Origin of the sequence: Streptomyces viridosporus T7A (genome assembly GCF_008704515.1) — a bacterium.
Classification (GTDB): domain Bacteria; phylum Actinomycetota; class Actinomycetes; order Streptomycetales; family Streptomycetaceae; genus Streptomyces; species Streptomyces viridosporus.
In genome coordinates, this window is the sequence record NZ_CP023700.1 from 345,213 (window position 1) to 362,845 (window position 17,633).

At 70.2% G+C, this 17,633-nt stretch carries 15 protein-coding genes and 2 pseudogenes; 12 read left to right on the plus strand and 5 right to left on the minus strand.

What is annotated here, in order from left to right; genetic code table 11:
• The first annotated feature begins 358 nt into the window (after window positions 1-358).
• Genes cmdF through CP969_RS01730 form a run of 4 tightly spaced genes read left to right on the plus strand, consistent with a single transcriptional unit; the run spans window position 359 to window position 5,603 of the window.
• Window positions 359-1,963, plus strand: coding sequence for a tyrosine 2,3-aminomutase (gene cmdF, locus CP969_RS01715; protein ID WP_016828196.1), 1,605 nt, complete (start codon window positions 359-361; stop codon window positions 1,961-1,963).
• Window positions 1,964-2,012: 49 nt separating this feature from the next.
• A complete protein-coding gene (locus CP969_RS01720; protein WP_016828191.1) occupies window positions 2,013-3,113 on the plus strand; it encodes an AMP-binding protein in 1,101 nt (366 codons plus the stop codon).
• Window positions 3,113-4,546, plus strand: coding sequence for an aldehyde dehydrogenase family protein (locus tag CP969_RS01725; protein WP_004993424.1), 1,434 nt, complete (start codon window positions 3,113-3,115; stop codon window positions 4,544-4,546). Before CP969_RS01720 ends, CP969_RS01725 begins: the two co-directional genes overlap by 1 nt.
• Before the next feature lie 13 nt (window positions 4,547-4,559).
• Window positions 4,560-5,603: an alcohol dehydrogenase catalytic domain-containing protein gene (locus CP969_RS01730; RefSeq protein WP_004993423.1), complete on the plus strand. Its 1,044-nt coding sequence runs from the start codon at window positions 4,560-4,562 to the stop codon at window positions 5,601-5,603.
• A gap of 272 nt (window positions 5,604-5,875) precedes the next feature.
• Here CP969_RS01730 and CP969_RS01735 read toward each other — a convergent pair whose 3' ends face one another.
• Both CP969_RS01735 and CP969_RS01740 read right to left on the minus strand, forming a co-directional pair.
• Complete coding sequence (locus tag CP969_RS01735; protein ID WP_016828188.1) at window positions 5,876-6,442, minus strand: helix-turn-helix transcriptional regulator; 567 nt, start codon at window positions 6,440-6,442, stop codon at window positions 5,876-5,878.
• 375 nt (window positions 6,443-6,817) lie between these two features.
• On the minus strand, window positions 6,818-7,387 hold the full coding sequence (locus CP969_RS01740; protein WP_004993420.1) for a hypothetical protein: 570 nt from the start codon (window positions 7,385-7,387) through the stop codon (window positions 6,818-6,820).
• Window positions 7,388-8,168: 781 nt separating this feature from the next.
• Here CP969_RS01740 and CP969_RS33545 point away from each other — a divergent pair.
• Window positions 8,169-8,366, plus strand: coding sequence for a hypothetical protein (locus tag CP969_RS33545; RefSeq protein WP_223887023.1), 198 nt, complete (start codon window positions 8,169-8,171; stop codon window positions 8,364-8,366).
• A complete protein-coding gene (locus CP969_RS34525) occupies window positions 8,293-8,637 on the plus strand; it encodes a transposase (protein WP_078495484.1) in 345 nt (114 codons plus the stop codon). Before CP969_RS33545 ends, CP969_RS34525 begins: the two co-directional genes overlap by 74 nt.
• A 111-nt stretch (window positions 8,638-8,748) precedes the next feature.
• On the opposite strand, the gene CP969_RS34530 is transcribed toward CP969_RS34525, so the two are convergent.
• The 3 genes and pseudogenes from CP969_RS34530 to CP969_RS01760 all read right to left on the minus strand — a co-directional run bounded on the left by CP969_RS34530 (window position 8,749) and on the right by CP969_RS01760 (window position 9,949).
• Complete coding sequence (locus CP969_RS34530; RefSeq protein WP_106431105.1) at window positions 8,749-9,081, minus strand: integrase core domain-containing protein; 333 nt, start codon at window positions 9,079-9,081, stop codon at window positions 8,749-8,751.
• Window positions 9,057-9,653, minus strand: a pseudogene (locus CP969_RS01755) (IS3 family transposase); the annotation flags it as partial. The pseudogene CP969_RS01755 and the gene CP969_RS34530, both read right to left, overlap by 25 nt.
• Entirely contained in the window at window positions 9,650-9,949 is a 300-nt protein-coding gene (locus tag CP969_RS01760; protein ID WP_016828180.1) for a transposase, read from the minus strand. The pseudogene CP969_RS01755 and the gene CP969_RS01760, both read right to left, overlap by 4 nt.
• A gap of 66 nt (window positions 9,950-10,015) precedes the next feature.
• Here CP969_RS01760 and CP969_RS01765 point away from each other — a divergent pair.
• From CP969_RS01765 to CP969_RS01790, 6 genes and pseudogenes are all read left to right on the plus strand, one after another.
• Window positions 10,016-10,603: pseudogene (locus tag CP969_RS01765) on the plus strand (sensor histidine kinase); the annotation flags it as partial.
• A gap of 12 nt (window positions 10,604-10,615) precedes the next feature.
• Window positions 10,616-11,290: a response regulator gene (locus tag CP969_RS01770; protein ID WP_026085533.1), complete on the plus strand. Its 675-nt coding sequence runs from the start codon at window positions 10,616-10,618 to the stop codon at window positions 11,288-11,290.
• A 134-nt stretch (window positions 11,291-11,424) separates the two neighbouring features.
• Window positions 11,425-12,258: an ABC transporter ATP-binding protein gene (locus CP969_RS01775; protein WP_016828176.1), complete on the plus strand. Its 834-nt coding sequence runs from the start codon at window positions 11,425-11,427 to the stop codon at window positions 12,256-12,258.
• On the plus strand, window positions 12,255-14,786 hold the full coding sequence (locus CP969_RS01780; protein WP_016828175.1) for an FtsX-like permease family protein: 2,532 nt from the start codon (window positions 12,255-12,257) through the stop codon (window positions 14,784-14,786). The genes CP969_RS01775 and CP969_RS01780 overlap by 4 nt, the downstream gene beginning before the upstream one ends.
• 209 nt (window positions 14,787-14,995) lie before the next feature.
• Complete coding sequence (locus CP969_RS01785; RefSeq protein WP_016828174.1) at window positions 14,996-16,393, plus strand: MFS transporter; 1,398 nt, start codon at window positions 14,996-14,998, stop codon at window positions 16,391-16,393.
• Window positions 16,390-17,610 (plus strand): FAD-dependent monooxygenase, encoded by a 1,221-nt coding sequence (locus CP969_RS01790; RefSeq protein ID WP_016828173.1) that lies wholly within the window; start codon window positions 16,390-16,392, stop codon window positions 17,608-17,610. Before CP969_RS01785 ends, CP969_RS01790 begins: the two co-directional genes overlap by 4 nt.
• Window positions 17,611-17,633: the final 23 nt, after the last annotated feature.

Sequence of the window (17,633 nt, forward strand, 5' to 3'; positions counted from 1 at the left end):
TCTCCCTCTCATGCCGAAGGGACGCCTACCGGAATGAGGTTGGAGGGTGTTCGAGCAGGTAGGGGCGGGTGGCCCACAGGAAAAGGAGACAATCCCAAGTGCCCTTCGAGGCAATCGGGTACGCCCTGAAGTCGGCCGGGAACGTCCGTTCATCCGTATCGGTGTGCCCCGAAGTACATTCCGGAATGTCCCTGCGTCCGTACCGAAAACGATGTCCCATTGGTCGAATGGAATGGCGGCATCGATGCCTGCCGGCCGGGTCTTCCAGCTGGTGCCGCCCGTCGCGCCCACAGCCGGCCGAGTCGGCAGGCGAGACGCAGTCAGCCACCGGGCCGACCGACACGAGGAGACGTACGCCATGACCATCGACACCACTGCAGCCGTCGTCACGTTCGACGGGGAGACCCTCGGCATCGACGAGGTACGGCGCATCGCGGAGGAGCACGCACCGTGCGCCGTGAGCCCCGGGGTGCTGACCAAGGCGGCGGCCAGCCGCAAGCAGTTCGAGGACATCATCCACCAGGGCGCCTCCGTATACGGGGTGACCACCGGCTACGGCGAGATGATCTACATGCAGGTGGAGCCCTCGAAGGAGGTGGAGCTCCAGACGAACCTCATCCGCAGCCACAGCGCGGGCGTCGGCCCGCTGTTCGCCGAGGACGAGGCCCGCGCCATCCTGGCCGCCCGGCTCAACGCCCTCTCACGCGGGTACTCCGCCGTGCGGCCCGAGGTGCTGGAGCGCCTGGCGCTCTATCTGAACGAGGGCATCATTCCCGCGATCCCCGAGATCGGTTCACTCGGTGCCAGCGGTGACCTGGCGACCTTGTCCCACATCGCCATCACGGTGATCGGCGAGGGGTACGTACTGCGCGACGGCCGGCGCGTCCCGACCGGCGAGGTGCTGCGCGAACGGGGCATCCAGCCGCTGGAGATGCGGTTCAAGGAAGGACTCGCGCTGATCAACGGAACGTCCGGGATGACGGGACTGGGGTCGCTGGTGGTCGGCCGCGCCCTCGACCAGCTCCACCAGGCGGAGATCGTCTCCGCCCTGCTGCTGGAGGCCCTGCGCTGCTCCACAAGCCCCTTCCTCCCCGAAGGCCACGAACTGGCCCGCCCGCACCATGGTCAGATCGACTCGGCGGCCAACCTGCGAACGTTGCTCTCCGACAGCCGGCGGGCCGCTTCCCACTCCGAGATCCGCGAAGAGGTGGAGAGGAAGCGGTTGGGTGAGGACGTGACCCGCACCGACGTCTACCTCCAGAAGGCCTACACCTTGCGGGCCATCCCCCAGGTCCTCGGCGCCGTGCGTGACACCCTGCGGCACGCGGCGAACACACTGAGCATCGAACTCAATTCCGCGACCGACAATCCGCTGTTCTTCCCGGGCAAGGAGGTCTTCCACGGCGGCAATTACCACGGCCAGCCCGTCGCGTTCGCCATGGACTTCACCACGATCGCCCTCACACAGCTCGGCGTGCTCTCCGAGCGTCAGAGCAACCGTCTGCTCAACCGGCACCTCAACTACGGGCTCCCGGAGTTCCTCGTCGCCGGGGCGCCGGGCCTCAACAGCGGATTCGCCGGAGCGCAGTATCCGGCCACCGCCCTGGTCGCGGAGAACCGAACCATCGGCCCGGCCAGCACCCAGAGCGTCCCCTCCAACGGCGACAACCAGGACATCGTCAGCATGGGGCTGATCTCCGCGCGCAACGCACGCCGTGTGCTCGCCAACAACACCAAGATCCTCGCGTTGGAGTTCCTGGCGGCGGCCCAGGCCGTGGACCTGAACGACTGCTACGGACAGCTCAGCACCGCGGGGCGGGCCACCTACGACAAGGTGCGCTCGATGGTTCCGACCCTCGACCACGACCGGTACATGGCCGACGAACTGGAGGTCGTGGCCGACGCGATCGGACACGGTGAGTTCTTGCACGCCGTCACCTCCGCGGGGATCACCCTGCGGTGACGTGGTCCGTACCCGGCAGCACGATCCCACGCGGCAGACAGGAGACCGAATGAAGACGGCGGAGGCGCTGGCGGTCCTGGACGCTCCCCTCGATGCGGAAGTCGACCAGGACGAGTTGGTCCAGGCAGCGATGCAGTGGCACTTCTCCCCGGAAACCGGCACGCCGTTCTGGCTCGACAGGCTGGATCAGCTGGACTTCGACCCGCGCTCGGACGTCCGCACGATGGACGACCTGCGCATGTTCCCGCAGTTCGTCGACGACCTGCGGTACGCGCCGGTCGAAAGCCTGCTGCCCCGGGGCTACGGCGGAACCGCCGAGGTGATCGGGGTGTTCGAGAGCGGTGGCACCACCGGTGTGCCCAAGCGGGTGCTCTACCTCGCCGACTGGATGGAACGCGAAATGGCAGGCGCCATGCGCGCCATGGACGAGCGAGGTTATCCGTGGGGGGTGAACTGGTTGTCGCTGGGCCCCAGCGGGCCGCACGACTACGCCGAACTCACCGGTCAGCACGCTCGCCGCAGGAACGGGGTGCGTTTCGCCGTCGACTTCGACCCCCGCTGGGTGCGCCGGTGTCTGCGGGAGGGGCGCGGCGAGGAGGCCGAGAGGTACCTCGACCACGTACTCACCCAGGCGGCCCACGTGCTCGGCAGCCAGCGGATCGGGGCGATACAGGCGCCCCCGCCCTTGCTGGAGAGGCTGGCCCGGGATGAACGGCTGGTCGACGTGGTACGCGGCCAGGTCCACGTGATCACCTGGTGCGGGACCAGTATGGATCCGGATACTCGGGACCTGCTGCGGAACGATGTCTTCCCCGGCATACCGGTGTACGGGCTCTACGGCAGCACGATGGCGCTGGGCGCCGCCTTCGAGCGGCCTGCCACCGAGAACGGCGACTCCGTGTTCGACTCGCCCTCGCCCCACGTCACGTACGCGGTGGTCGACCCCGACAGCGGCAAGCCGGTCGCCGTCGGGGAGAGGGGCCAGGTCGTCATGCACCACCTGAGCAAGTCGGCCCTGCTGCCCAACAACCGTGAACGCGACGTGGCACGGCGGGCGGCCGAACCCCCCGGTGCGACGGGCCACTCCGTCGCCGACGTGCGCCCGCTGGAGACCTTCACCGGGGTCCCCGTCATCGTGGGGGCCTACTGATGAAGACGGCACCAACGACGGTCGGCACCTCCCGGCCGAGCGCCGGGGCCGTCCAGCCCGCGGTCATCGACGCTCTGGTCCCCGAGGGCACCTACCGCACCACCAGGCGCGAGACGGTCCGGGATGTCGCGGGGGCACCGCTGGTGGAACTGGCGCAAGTCCCCGGGCTGTACGTCACCCGGACGCTGGACCGGCTACGCAGGTCTCAGGCCTCCTCGGCGGACCAGTCCCGGGCCCGACTCGCCGGCCGACTCCGCTCGGCGGGCTCGGCCTTCACCTCGGACACACTCGGCGGGCTGACACCGCAGGAGCATCACCGGCGCGTGGCGCGGGCGACAGGCGTGCCCGTGTCGGTGGTCCGCACCGCGACGACGACCATCGCGGAGGCGCTGGCCAACGCGGTCGACACCGCTGAACGGGCCCGCCCGCGGGCGGCGCTGCCGCGAGGCCGCCGGCATGCCCCGAACAGTGGCGCGGTCCTCTGGCGCCGTCGCGGACGGCTGTTCGGTGTCAACGCCTCAGGGAACCATCCAGCCGTCCACTCACTGTGGCTGGAGGCGTTGGCCCTGGGGTATCGCGTCGCGGTGCGGCCCTCGCGTCGCGACCCGTTCACCCCCTACCGGCTCATCCTGGCACTGCGTTCGGCCGGCTTCGCCGACGAGGACGTGCTCCTGCTGCCGTGCGACCACGGTGTCGCCGACGCCCTGATCCACGGCAGCGACCTCGCCATGGTCTTCGGCGGGGACGAGACGGTGGACCGGTACACCGGCGGATGGCACCGGACGCCGGTCCTGCCACAGGGGCCCGGACGGGTCAAGATTCTCCTCACGGGGCCGTGGGAGCCGCATCTGGACGCCGTCGTCGACTCGGTAGCAGGGTTGGGCGGGGTCTCCTGTCTGAACGCCACCGCGGTGCTGGTCGAACAGGACGTCCGGGGCTTCGCCGAGGCTTTGGCGGAACGGCTCTCAGCCCTGCGGGCCCGGCCACCGGAGCAGGTGGACGCCCAGCTCCCGTGCCTGCCCCTGGCCGAGGCCCGTGCGGTCGAGGACGCCCTGCGGCACGGCGCGGCGGGCTGTGAAACCGTGCTGGGCGACCTCGTGGCGCACGACCTGGGTGACGGCAGTGCCGCACTGCAGCCGGCCGTGCACCTCCTGGACGACCCCATGGCCGGACAACTGGGCCTGGAGCTGCCGTTCCCCTGCGTGTGGGTGGCTCCTTGGTCCATGGACCGGGGTGCCGCGCCGCTGCGCGGCTCGCTCGTCGTCGGAGTCTCCACGAAGGACCCGGGGCTGGTGAACGCGTTGCTGGCCGAGCCGTCCATCCGCAACGTCTACGGTCTGGACCGGCCGACCTGGTGGCTGCCTCCTGGAATGCCTCACGACGGATTCCTGGCGGAGTTCCTCATGCGCAGCACCGCGCTGGCCGGAACTTGAAGGGAGGCACGCTGTGCTGGCTGTTGTCATCCACGCTCCCGGCGACGTACGCGTCCAGGAGGTACCCGAGCCACGCATCGAGGAGCCCACTGACGCGCTGGTGCGCGTGGTGGCGGCCGGGGTCTGCGGTTCGGACCTGTCCGTACTGCGGGGCCTGTCGCCACTACCGCGGCCCGTCCGCAGCGGTCACGAGTTCGTCGGTGTCGTCGAGGACGTGGGCATAGGGGTGACCACGGTCCGCCCGGGGGACTTCGTCCTCGCTCCGTTCAGCACCTCGGACGGCGACTGCCCCCACTGTCGCCGAGGTGTGCCGATCGCATGCGAAAAGGGCAGATTGTTCGGTGAGTTCGGGCCGGACGGGTCCGTACTGGACGGAGGCCAGGCCGAGTTCGTCCGGGTACCCCTGGCCGACACGACGCTGCTGACCGTCCCGGGGACGCCGCCCGAGGAACTGGTCCCGTCGCTTCTGGCCCTCACCGACGTGATGTCCACCGGGCACGAGGCCGCCCTGCACGCCGGGGTCGGGCCGGGGGCCACCGTGGTGATCGTCGGAGACGGTGCCGTCGGCCAGTGCGCCGTGCTGGCTTGCCGCAGGCTGAAGGCGGAACGGATCATCATCATGTCGCGCCACCCGCGGCGTCAGCAACTCGCCCGCGCGCACGGGGCCACCGATGTGGTCACCGCTCGGGGCGAGGAGGGAACGGCGGAAGTGATCGACCTGCTCGGCGGCGGCAGCGGACACGTGATCGAGGCGGTCGGGACGCTCCAGGCGATGCGGCAGGCGATCGGCTGCACGCGACCCGGTGGCCAGGTCGGCTACGTGGGTCTGCCCTGGGACGTGACACTGCCGCTGTGGGAGCTGTTCGCCAAGAACCTCTCCCTCAGCGGCGGTGGGTCCAATGTGCGTGCCATGATGCCCGAGTTGCTCGATGACGTGCTCAAGGGCACCTTGCAGCCGGGCGGCGTCTTCGACGCGGACCACGCCCTGACCGACGCGCCGAGGGCGTTCGAGGACATGGACGTCCGTCGTTGCATCAAACCGATTCTGCGGCCCTGACGCCGTCCCGACATCAGGTGCCCGTTCCCGCTCGGCGGCGTCCACCCTCGCACCGAAGCCGATGCCCCGACAGGCTCACCGCCTGTCGGGGCCGGCCTGCGGGAAGGGGCTGGGTGAGGGGACGGACCAACTCCCTGGCCATCGCCCGCCTCGACCAGTGGGTCGCGTTCTTCGGCGTCGACTCCGGCGTCCGCTTCACCACCGCGGGGACCTCTCGTCCGTGACCGTTCCGGGCCCACCTCACAGGTCAACAGAATCCCCGGCCCGGAGGACTAGATGTAACCCTCCCGCAGTGCGTAGGCCACAGCATGCGCTCGGTTGCGCAAATTCAGACGCGTGGTCAGCTTGTGTATAATGTCCTTTATTGTGCGTTCGGAGTAACACAATTTTGCTGCGATGTCGACAGTGCCGAACCCCTCGGCGACCAGCCGCATCACATCCACCTCACGGGGCGTCAGCCGCTGGGCCGGATAACTGGAGTTGCCGACGGCCGCGTTGGGCGACTTCGTTCCCATCTGGCGGATCAACCGGCCGAGCAGGTCGGCCGGGAGATCCCCGTCACCGCGCGCGGCGGCCAGCACGGCCTGCGTCAGACGACTCGGTGTGGCCTCGTGGCGCCATACCACGGCACTGATTCCGTGACTCGCGATCTCGTACAGATCTTCGTCCTGCAGCATCTCCACAACGAGAACCGCCTGCGCCCGGTCTTCGCCCACTGCTCGGCGCAGCTGAGTCAGGGCGGTCCGGCCGAATGTGTGGTCGACGTGCAGGACTACACCGCCCGGGCTCACTTCGTCACATAACTCGATGCGTGAGTCGTCTTTGAATGCGCTGAGCACTCCCTCCCGAGAGATGGGATCTCGGGCATGGACCGCCACCGGCACCCGCGGCCCGAACGGTGCGAGTGAGTCATAAGCGCTATTCCTCGGTTTCGCAAGATTCCCGACGTCGAATGAACTGGGCATATCTCCCTCCATGTCTCGGTATGTGGTAGACGCACGTCGTCCGGACAAACGACGAGTGAAATGCGTATTGATGACACTGATGAATGAGGTCCGTGTCCCGCACTCATCTTTCGTACCGCCGGCAGCACCTCAGGCAGGGCAGGCGCTGCGGCGCCCTCCTTTTCACGGGCGGCGCCGAGCTGGGACGGCATTCGGCCACCGGTCTCACGAACATCGGGAACACGGAGAGGGGTCGCCCCGGCAGAGCCGTCAGGACGATGAGCGCGTCATACCCGGCACGGGTGGGCGCGGACCGCTCTTCGACTGGGCGAATTCCGTCCGCCGGGCTTGCGTCGCTGTCCGGTTCCGTGCGACATGGGTCGCGGCGAATCGGCACCCTCTCGCGCACAATTCCAGCTGGCGGGCAGCCTCATCAAGGTAGCCGTTCATGAGCAGTATGGCCTTGGCCTGGCGAGCGATGCGCGCCGGGGCGTCCTCCATCCGGCGGCCGGGAAAGGGCATGCTCTCGTCGGGGTTGGCGTGCAGCGTGCGGGCGAGGGCGTTACTGACGAGGGATGCTGCGACGACGACCGAGGACAAGCACTTCAGGCTGGAACGGCCGTAGGTGACACCGGTGTGTGAACTATTGTGAAGCGCGTTCAGACGCACGAGGACGACGGCGGTCAGATCCTGCACCTGGTACAGGAGCGGGCCGATTCGCCGGAGAGCATCGACCCCGGGAGTGTAGGAGAGGTCACCTACGCGGGCCCGGAGAACTTCGAACTCCTTTGCAAGGTCATTTAGTTGCCGTTCCTGTTCATGCAGGTCGAGCGGTGCCATGACAGCATGACTCCAAAAGATCGCAGCGGCGGCAAACCGCGGTAAATGCTAATGAAGATGCAGTGAATATGCACGCTCTTGAGTGGTAGCGTTTTCAGACGCTCATGATTCTCGACACCCGGGAACTATCGACCTCCTCCGACGCTGATCGCCCTCCGTGATCGAATGCGCCGGAATGCCGATGAATTGCGGTCACCGTCCGCCACCATCACGCCACTTCGGACGGGCATCCCTGGGGAGCCGACACGCCCTCTTGCCCGTTCGATGCACAACTGCGCCCGTTCCTGTCTCTCGGTAAGGATCCGGCCTGGCCCTCACCGACACGCCGGCGACCACCGGCGATGCCGACCACTCGCCGATCCCACCCGTCGGGGACTCCGCACGACCTTGCCCGTATCGGCCATCGCACGCTCCGGTTCACACCCGTTTCACCTCGGTCGCAGTGTGTGATGGAACGAGCTGCCTCACTTGACTGGAAACTCCATGCTCATCGCAGTTGCCAGACTCCGGCGAGAAGACGTTCGCCGATGCCGACCCGGATCTGCCGTGCCCAGGGAACGAGCCCGCGCCGCACTCCCGTCCACTGCCGGAACGTCACGTGGGACGGTGAAATACCGGCGTCCGCCGAGCGAACCCGTCTGCGGTGGGGGGAACTCGTCCCATGACCACCTCATCGTTCCAGCGCAACCGGGGACCGGTGGGCGCTGGGGGCGGCAGACCTCGATGACGCGTTCGCCGGGCTCTTCCGGGAAGGCTGCGAGCCGTGGCCACCGAGCACGTCATGCAGCCTCGCAGTCGCGGAGAGCGCGAGGCGATACGGGTGCTGCTGGCCACCCGGCAGGATGCCGTGCACGCCTCCATGGCGGCCGTCAACCAGCTCAAGACCCTGATCGTCTCCGCGCCGGATGCCTTCCGTGCCGGACTGCGTCGCCTCAGCCGACCGCAGCAGATCACCCGCTGTGTCGGCCTCCGCGCCTAGCGTCGGCGCCCCGGGCGGGCCCGGGGCTGTCTGCCGAGCACCGCATGACCATTCGTGCCCTGCGATCCGCGGCCCAGCGCATCCGGCACCTCCAGGCCGAGGGGCGCGAGCTGGAGAACGAGCGTCTCCGGCTCGTCTGGGGGCGCTCGGCACCGGGCCGATCACCGCGGCTCAGATCCTGGTCAGTTGGTCGCCTCCGGGCCGGTTCCGCTCCGAGGCCGCCTTGGCGTCCTTCGCCGGCGTTGCGCCGATCCGGCCTCGTCGGGCCTGACCAACATGCACCGGCTGAACCGGGGCGGCGACCACCGGCTGAACCGGGCGATGCACACGATCACTGAGGTCCGGCACCTGAAGTTTCCCCGTGATCTTGGACACTCGATCTCTATGCCGTAAGGGTGTGCTGGTGGCGCTGCCTGGTCTCGGCCGGGGTGAGGTAGCCGAAGACCTTGTGTTTGCGTAGGCGGCGCCGGTTGTAGAACGCCTCGATGAAAGCGAAGACCTCGGCGCGGGCGGTGGCCCGGTCGGCCCAGGTGCGGGTGCCGATCTCTTCCTTGAGCAGGGCCCAGAAGCTTTCCGTGGCGGCATTGTCGAAGCATGATCCGGTGCGGCCGCAGCTTTGTCGCAGGCCCAACTCACGTATTTCACTGCGGAACTCTGCTGATGTGTATTCGCTGGGTTCAACCAGTCGCTGCCGCGATCCGAGTGTGTGATGCATCCCGGCTGCAGGCCGCCGCGGCCGTGGGCCATCCTCAGGGCGTCGACGACGAGGGAGGCGCGGTGGTGGGCGGCCATCGCGTATCCGACGATCTCGCAGGTGGCCAGGTCCAGCCAGCAGGCGAGGTAGAGCCGGCCCTCGGCGGTGGGGAGGCAGGTGATGTCCCCGACCAGCTTCGTGCCCGGCCGCTCGGCGTGGAAGTCGCGGCCGATCAGGTCCGGGGCCGGTCTCGCCTTCTTGCCCGGCCGGGTCAGCGAGCGCCGTCGACGGCGGTGGGCGCCCTGGAAACCGCGTTCACGCATGACGCGGGCGACGCGTTTGCGGTTCACCGCCCGGCCCAGGCGCCGCAGTTCGGCGTGGATGCGCGGGATGCCGTACGTGTGGCGGGATGCGACGTGGATGACGGTGATCTCGTGGGCCAGGGCCTCGTCGGCCGCCTGCCGTGCGGCGCGGGCCTTCGCCGCCGCCTGCCAGGCGTAGAAGGAGGAGCGGGCCACGTTCAGCAGCCGGCACAGGAAAGCGACGCCGTGGGTGGTCTTCTCCGCTTCGATGAACGCGTACGTCTCGTTCATCGATCGCTTTCCTTCGCGAAGAAGACCGCGGCTTCTCGCAGCACCTCGATCGTCTTGGCCTGCTCGGCGCTCTGCTTCCGCAGTCGCTTGAGCTCCTCACGCTCGGCACCGGTCAGCTCGCCGGGGCGTCCTTCGCCTCGGTCCACCTTCGCCTGGCGGTACCAGTTGCGCAGAGACTCCGGACTCACCCCGAGTTCCCGGGCGACCTCGGTGACCGTCCGGCCTGTGGAGTCGACGAGCGCAATCGCGTCCCGTTTGAACTCCGCGGTGTACCGCTTCGTGTACTTGCTTCCCACCTGGTGCTACTTCCTCTGGAACCTCATGTTCCAGTCTCCAGGTGTCCACGATCAAGGGGAAGCTTCATGTCCGTCATCACGGTGCAGGCGGACACCGCGGCGTACCGTCTGGACGGGCTGCCGCCGGACGTGCGGGAGGAGTTCACGTCCATCGCGGCGACCGCGCGCGAGTCGCTCGGCGAAATGCGACGGCTCCTCGGCGTGCTGCGTAACGAGGAGGCACACGGCGAGCTCGTGCCCCAGCCGGGCCTGGCGTAGATCGGGCAGCTGGTGGAAGTGACGGCGAGGGCCCGCGGGCCGGTGGAGTTCACCCCCTGCGACGTCGAGGTGCCCGAGGCGGTCGGCCTGTCCGCGTACCGGATTGTCCAGGAGGCTCTCTCGAACGTCGTGCGGCACGCGCCGGGTGCCCGCACGCAGGTGTCGCTGTCGGTAACGGAGTCCGATCCGCAGGACGGTGCGCGGCTCACCGTCCTCGTCGTCAACGGACCGCCGCCCCAGCCACCCGACGGGCCGCTCGAGGTGGGCGGCACCGGGCACGGCCTCGTCGGCATGCGCGAGCGGGTGCGGCTCGTCGGCGGCAGCCTCGACACGGGGCCACTACCGGACGGCGGCTTCCGGGTCGCCGCCCAACTTCCCCTGAACTTCCTTGACTGAAAAGGACTTCATCTGACGACGCGCGTCATCATCGTCGACGACCAGGCCATGGTGCGGGCCGGCTTCGCCGCCCTGCTGGCCGCCCAGAGCGACATCGACGTGGTGGGCGAGGCCCCCGACGGCGCGCAGGGCGTCGAGCTGAGCCGGCGTACCCACCCGGACGTCGTGCTGATGGACGTGTGGATGCCCGAGATGGACGGGCTGGAGGCCGCACGCCGCCTCCTGGAGCCGGCACCCGGTGTGACACACCGGCCGCGCGTCCTGATGCTCACCACCTTCGACGTCGACGACTACGTCTACGAGGCGCTGCGGGCGGGCGCGAGCGGCTTCCTGCTGAAAGACGCGCCGCCGGCCGACCTCATCGCGGCGGTCCGCGTCGTGGCCTCGGGCGACGCGCTGCTCGCCCCTTCCGTGACGCGCCGCCTCATCGCGGACTTCGCCAAGCAGCGTCCCGCCGTCCGGGGCAAGCCCGCGCTGCGGCTCAAAGGCCTGACGGAACGCGAGACCGAGGTCCTCACGCTGGTGGCCCGCGGGCAGTCGAACGGGGAGATCGCGCAGACGCTGGTGCTGGCCGAGCAGACGGTGAAGACGCACGTCAGCCGCGTCCTGACCAAGCTTGACCTGCGCGACCGCGCCCAGGCGGTGGTCTTCGCTTACGAGTCGGGGCTGGTCGCTCCGGGCGAGTAGGACCGCCCCCGCCCCTCCTCCACCCCCTACCGTGGTAGCACCCCCACATTGGCTCCCCGGTATGACGCCCGGCGCTCAGCCGTCCCCGCACTCTTCACCCGTCACAGAAAGTGCACGTGAGAGGGAGACGGGACATGAAGCTACGCAGCGGCAAGCGGCAGAAGGCGGACGACCGGCCGGAGGCGGAGGTTCCGGCCACCGCCCCCGGTCTCGCCGTCGAACTGCGGGGCGTCCGGCGGCGGTACGGCCGCGGCGCCGGTGCCGTGCACGCGCTCGCGGGCATCGACCTCGCGCTGGCGCGCGGCACGTTCACCGCGGTCATGGGCCCCTCCGGGTCCGGCAAGTCCACCTTCCTGCAGTGCGCCGCCGGGCTCGACCGGCCCTCGGCCGGCTCCGTGCGCCTCGGCGGCACGGAGATCACCGGCATGGGCGAGAACCAGCTCACCGAGCTGCGCCGCAGCCGCCTCGGCTTCGTCTTCCAGGCCTTCAACCTGCTGCCGTCGCTGACCGTGGAGCAGAACGTGCTGCTGCCGATGCGCCTGGCCGGGCGGCGCCAGGACCGCCGCCGGGCGCAGGCGGTGCTCGCGCGGGTCGGGCTCGCCGACAAGGCGCGGCGCCGGCCCGGCAAGCTCTCCGGCGGCCAGCAGCAGCGCGTGGCCATCGCCCGCGCGCTGGTCACCAGCCCCGACGTGATCTTCGCCGACGAGCCCACCGGCGCCCTCGACACCGTTACCGCCGCCGAGGTCCTCGGCCTGCTCCGGCAGGCGGTGGACGCCCTCGGCGCCACCGTCGTCATGGTCACCCACGACCCGGCCGCGGCCGCCTGGGCCGACCGCGTGCTGTTCCTCGCCGACGGCGTCTTCACCGGCGGCCTGGAGCGCGGTTCGGCGGAGCAGATCGCGGCGCGCATGGCCGCCCTCACCTCGCGCGCCTCCCGCTCCGGTGCGATGGCGGGGGTGGCGGCATGAGGCGCCCCAACGGCCTCGCCCGTGAGGCCGTGCGCTTCAAGCCCGCGTCCTTCGCGGGGACCTTCCTCGCGCTGCTGATGTCCGCACTGATCGTCTCGGCCTGCGGAATCCTGCTCGAGACCGGCCTGCGCGCCTCCGTGCCGCCGGAACGGTACGCGAACGCGCCGGTCGTCGCGGCGGCGGACCAGAACAAGTACGTCGTCACCGGCAGCGGCGAGGACCGCGAGAAGGAGGCGACGCCCCTGCCGGACACGGCACGGATGGACGCCGGGCTGGCTGCGAAGGCCGCCGGGGCGCCGGGTGCGGCCACCGCCGTCGCGGACTTCACCTTCCCGGTGCGCGCGACGGACGCCGGCGCCCGTGCACTGAATGTTCCGGGAGGTGTGCTCACCGCGCACGGATGGGGCTCGCACACCTTCACCGGCACCTCGCTGACCACCGGCTCCGCGCCCCGCGAGGGGGAAGTCGTCCTCGACGCGGGAACGGCCCGCGCCGCGCACGCCGCGGTCGGCGACACCGTCGTACTGGAGACCGCCGCCGGCCGGCAGGACTTCCACGTCGCTGGCGTCGCCGAGGCCGGCCCCGCGGAGACCGCCCGCGGCTCCGGCGACGCGGGTGCCCTGACCTGGTTCGCCGACACCCAGGCCCCCATGCTCGCCGGGCATCCCGGCAAGGCCGACGCCGTCGTCGTGCTGGCGGAGGACGGCACCGACGCCGACGCCCTCGCCGGCGCCGTGAAGCAGGCCCTGGCCGACTCCGGCGTCCAGGTCCACACCGGCGACGACCGCGGTGCCGTCGAGGACCCGGGCCTCGGGTACGCCAAGGTGACGCTCTTCGGAATCGGCGGCTCCTTCGGCGGCATCGCCGCCATCGTCGCGGTCTTCACGGCCGCCGGAACCGTCGCGCTCTCGGTCGGTCAGCGGGCCCGCGAGTTCGCCCTGCTGCGCGCCGTCGGCGCCACCCCGCGGCAGATCCGCCGCGCGGTCGCCTCCGAAGCACTGCTCGTCGCGCCGCTCGCCGGGATCATCGGCTGCCTGCCCGGCATCGGGCTCGCCCACTGGTGGTTCGGGCAGCTCCAGGACCGGGGCGTCATCCCGCGCGCCGTGGACCTGCACGTCTCCGGGCTTCCGCTGCTCGCCGCCGTCGTCATGGGGCTGCTCACCGCGCTCGGCGCAGGCTGGATGGCCGGGCGCCGGCCCGCGAAGATCGAGCCCGGACAGGCGCTGTCGGACGCGTCGGTGGAGCGGCTGCGGCCCGGTCTGGTCCGTACCCTCCTCGGCGTCGGCGCCCTCGTCGGAGGCACGATCCTCACCGGCGTGTCCGCCCGCTCCGCCGGGGACGACGCGGCCGGCGCCGCCCTCGGCGTCGTCATGCTCTTCATGCTCGCCGTCGGGCTGCTCGGCCCGCTGGTGGCACGGCTGTGCGCCGGCCTGTTCGGCCTCCCGCTGCGCGGCGCGGGCCCGTCCGCCGAGCTCGCGGCCGCCAACTCCCGTACCAACGCCCGCCGCCTCGCCTCCGCGATCACCCCGATCGTGCTCGCCGTGGCCTTCTCCTCGACCCTCGTGTTCATGCACACGAGCGAGACCCACGCCGCCGACAAGCAGCTGCGCGCGGGCATCACCGCGGACCACGTGGTGACGGACCCGGCCGGGCTCCCGGTAGACGCGGCGGCACGCGCCGCCCGCGCGCCGGGCGTGGAGGCGGCCGTCGGGCTGCTGAACACGCAGGTGCTGGTGCCGACCGGCTCCGGCGAGTTCAAGTCGCTCCAGGGCGCGGCCACCCAGGGCGTCACCGGCTCTGGCGCCGAGCTGGCGAAGGTGCAGGACCTGGACGTACGCGACGGCAGCCTCGACCGGCTCGGCGAGGGGCGTATCGCCATCGGCAAGACCCTGGCGACCTCGGCGGACGCCGGTGTCGGCGACCGGCTCCCGCTCTACCTCCCCGACGGGACGGAGGTCAGCCCCGAGATCGTCGCGGTCTACGGCCGCGGCCTCGGCCTGGCCACGGTGACCATGGACCGGGCGTCCCTGGCCGGGCACGTCACCTCGGGCTTCGACAGCACGCTCCTGGTACGGGGCGGCTCGGAGAAGTCGCTCACCGCCCTGGGCGAGGTCACCGACGCCTCCGGCTACGCCACCGAGCAGAACCGCGACGCGAAGCTGGGCGCCTGGATGAACAACACCATGGCCGCGGTCCTCGGCGGGTTCGCCGCCGTCGCCGCGGTCAACACCCTGGTGATGACGGTCCTGGACCGCCGCCGCGAGCTGGGCATGCTGCGCCTCGTCGGCTCCACCCGACGTCAGGTGATGACGATGCTCCGCTGGGAGGGCCTGCTGGTCGCCGTGGTGGGCCTGGTCCTCGGCTCCGCGATCGCCGCGGCCACGCTGATCCCGATGATGAGCGGCGTGACCGGTGACATGCCGTACGTGCCCCCGCTGGTGTACGGATGCTTCGCGGTCGCCGCCGGCGGCCTGGCCCTGCTGGCGGTCACACTGCCGGCCCGGGCCGCGCTGCGCCGCTGGTCCTAGCCCATCCGGGGCGGCAGCCGGCATCGCATCGGCCCCCGTACCCGGCTCCCACCCCGTATCGGCTCCCATCTCTCGGGCCGCGGAGCAGCGCACACCGTGCCGCGGCGACCCTTACCCGCGTCCGGCACCAGCCGCGGGGCGGCAGCGCCACATGCCGTGCGCGCCCCCGCTGCCCCCTTCCTCACCCGGCAATGACGGAAAGGACACTCATGACCACAACCCTGGCTCCCCCGGTCCCCATCGGGAAGACCGCTGTCGGAGCCCTCGGTTTACTGGCACTGTCCACCGGCGCTCTGGAGTCGGTGGTGTCACCGACGATCCCGCTCCTGGAACGCGAACTGGACATGAGCCAGTCCGAAGGGGCGCTGCTCAGCATCGTGCTCCTCATCACCGGGGCACTCATCACGCCGTTGGCAGGCAAGTTCGGCGACCGCTACGGCGGGAAACGGGTCCTGATCCGGCTGATGGCGGTCGTCGCGGTCGGCGGCACGGTGTCCGCCCTGGCCCCGAACCTGCCCGTGCTGCTGCTCGGGCAGGTGCTGCAAGGGGCGATGGTGGGCGCGCTTCCCCTGTCGTTCATCGTCGTGCGCAAAAACCTGCCCCCGGGAGAGTCGAAGGTCGCCATCGGGGTGGTCAGCGGACTCTTCGTCGGGGGAGGGATGGTCGGCATGCTGTCGGCCGGGCCGGTGGCGGAAGAGCTCTCCCGGCACTGGATGTTCGCGCTGCCCACGATCGCGGTCATCGGAGCCACCCTGCTCGTGAACAGGCTCATGCCGTCCGACCAGCCGGGCGGGTCGGACGACGCCGGCATCGACTGGCCCGGCCTGCTGCTCCTGGGCGGGATGCTGGTCACGCTCATGCTCGTACTCGCGCTGGCGCCCGAAGCGGCCTCGCAACCACTCGTGCTCGGCGCCCTCGTCGTGTTTCTGGCCGTCTTCGTCACCGGTTGGGTGGCCGTCGAACGGCGTGCGGCCTCTCCGATGATCGATCTGCACATGCTGGCACGGCCCGCGATCTGGAAGGCGTGTGCGCTGACATTCGTGATCTGCCTTGGTACCTCGATGGCGGTCTATCTCGTTCCGCAGCTGCTCGACGAGCGCGGCGACGGGTACGGATTCAGCGCCAGCGCCACCGAGATCGGCTTCTTCCTGCTGCCCGGCGCCGTCGCCGCGACGCTGGCCGGGCCGCTCGGCGGTATCGGGGACCGGCGTTTCGGCTCGCGTGCCGTGGTCAACACCGGGGTCGTCATGATGGCCGTCTCCCTGGTCGTCCTGGCGTCCGTGCACACCGAGGTCTGGCACGTCGTCGTCGGCAAGGCGCTGATCGCGCTGGCCAACGGCCTGTGCGTCACGGCGATGATGACCAGCATCGCCACGGCCGTCGATGCCAAGGACACCGGCATCGCCACCAGCCTGATCCTGGTGAGCCGCGTACTCGGCTACGCCGTGGGCGGGCAGCTCGGTGGTGCGCTCCTCACCGCCGCAACCCCTTCCGGGTCGGAGGTCGCGGCCGAATCGGCCTACGTCAGCGGCTTCGTCATAGCCGGCGTCGTCACGTCGCTGGCCCTGTTCGTCACTCGCACCATGCCCAAAGGAGTCAAGGAATGACCCTCACCGATCAGCTGACGGATGTCTGTGGCACGCCGAGGCGCAAGGTCCTGATATCCGGGGCTAGCATCGCGGGGCCCACCCTCGCGTTCTGGCTGAACCGCTACGGATACGCGGTCACGGTCGTGGAGAAGGCGCCCACCCTGCGTGGGGGTGGCTATCCCATCGACGTGCGCGGCACCGCACTGGAAGTCGTCCGGAGGATGGGGATCCTGCCGCGGCTGCGGGACGCGCACATCGACGTGCGCCGGCTGACCTTCCTCGACTCGGACGGCAGCGAGGTGACCTCCCTGCACCCGCATGCCGTCACCGGCGGCGTCGCGGAACGAGACCTGGAGGTACGGCGCGGGGATCTGACGGAAGCGCTGTACACGGCGGTCCGTGACGACGTGGAGTTCCTGTTCAACGACTCCATCGACACCCTCGACCAGTCCGGCCACGGGGTCGACGTCACCTTCTGCGGGGGCGGCAGCCGTACGTTCCACATGGTGTTCGGTGCGGACGGCATGCACTCGCGCACCCGGGAGATGCTGTTCGGTCCCGAAGAGCAGTTCCACCGCTACCTCGGCTACTGCTTCGCCGTGTTCACCATGCGCAACACCTTCGGGCTCTCCCACGAGACCGTGATGTGGAACTCCCCGGGCAGGGCCGCGGCTCTCTACGCCGTGGGGGACGACGACCAAGTGCACGCCTTCCTGAACTTCGCCCGGCCGGAGCCGCCCATGGACGCGTTCCGGGACCCGCAGGCCCAACGCGACCTGGTCGCCAAGGTCTTCGCCGACGCGGGATGGGAGGTCCCGGGCATGCTGGCCGCCCTGCGCGAGGCGGAGGACCTGTTCTTCGACGGGGTCAGCCAGATCCGCATGCCCCGCTGGTCCAGCAGCAGGGTCGCGCTGGTCGGCGACGCCGCATACGCGCCCTCGTTCCTCACCGGTCAGGGCACCAGCCTCGCGCTCGTCGGCGCGTACATGCTCGCCGGCTGCCTCGCGGACCGGGGTCACGGCGCGGGCTTCGCCGCCTACGAACGCGACACCCGGCAGTTCGTGACCGCGAACCAGGGGCTGGTCAGCCAGGGCGGCGCCACCCTCTTCCCCACCACCGCCCAGGCCCTGGAGCAGCGCAACGAACGACTGCGCAGCCTCAGCGCCATGCCCCCGGCGGAGGGAAAACCGGCTCATTCGGCGCTCACTCTGCTCGAGCCCCTGCGCCCGGCATGACCGCCGAGTCGGGTCGGGCCCTG

Coding starts and splice junctions, on each gene's coding strand:
- cmdF (WP_016828196.1), top strand. CDS start 359: ATGACCATCGACACCACTGCAGCCGTCGTCACGTTCGACGGGGAGACC.
- CP969_RS01720 (WP_016828191.1), top strand. CDS start 2,013: ATGAAGACGGCGGAGGCGCTGGCGGTCCTGGACGCTCCCCTCGATGCG.
- CP969_RS01725 (WP_004993424.1), top strand. CDS start 3,113: ATGAAGACGGCACCAACGACGGTCGGCACCTCCCGGCCGAGCGCCGGG.
- CP969_RS01740 (WP_004993420.1), bottom strand. CDS start 7,387: ATGGCACCGCTCGACCTGCATGAACAGGAACGGCAACTAAATGACCTT.
- CP969_RS33545 (WP_223887023.1), top strand. CDS start 8,169: ATGCAGCCTCGCAGTCGCGGAGAGCGCGAGGCGATACGGGTGCTGCTG.
- CP969_RS34525 (WP_078495484.1), top strand. CDS start 8,293: ATGCCTTCCGTGCCGGACTGCGTCGCCTCAGCCGACCGCAGCAGATCA.
- CP969_RS34530 (WP_106431105.1), bottom strand. CDS start 9,081: ATGCATCACACACTCGGATCGCGGCAGCGACTGGTTGAACCCAGCGAA.
- CP969_RS01775 (WP_016828176.1), top strand. CDS start 11,425: ATGAAGCTACGCAGCGGCAAGCGGCAGAAGGCGGACGACCGGCCGGAG.
- CP969_RS01780 (WP_016828175.1), top strand. CDS start 12,255: ATGAGGCGCCCCAACGGCCTCGCCCGTGAGGCCGTGCGCTTCAAGCCC.
- CP969_RS01785 (WP_016828174.1), top strand. CDS start 14,996: ATGACCACAACCCTGGCTCCCCCGGTCCCCATCGGGAAGACCGCTGTC.
- CP969_RS01790 (WP_016828173.1), top strand. CDS start 16,390: ATGACCCTCACCGATCAGCTGACGGATGTCTGTGGCACGCCGAGGCGC.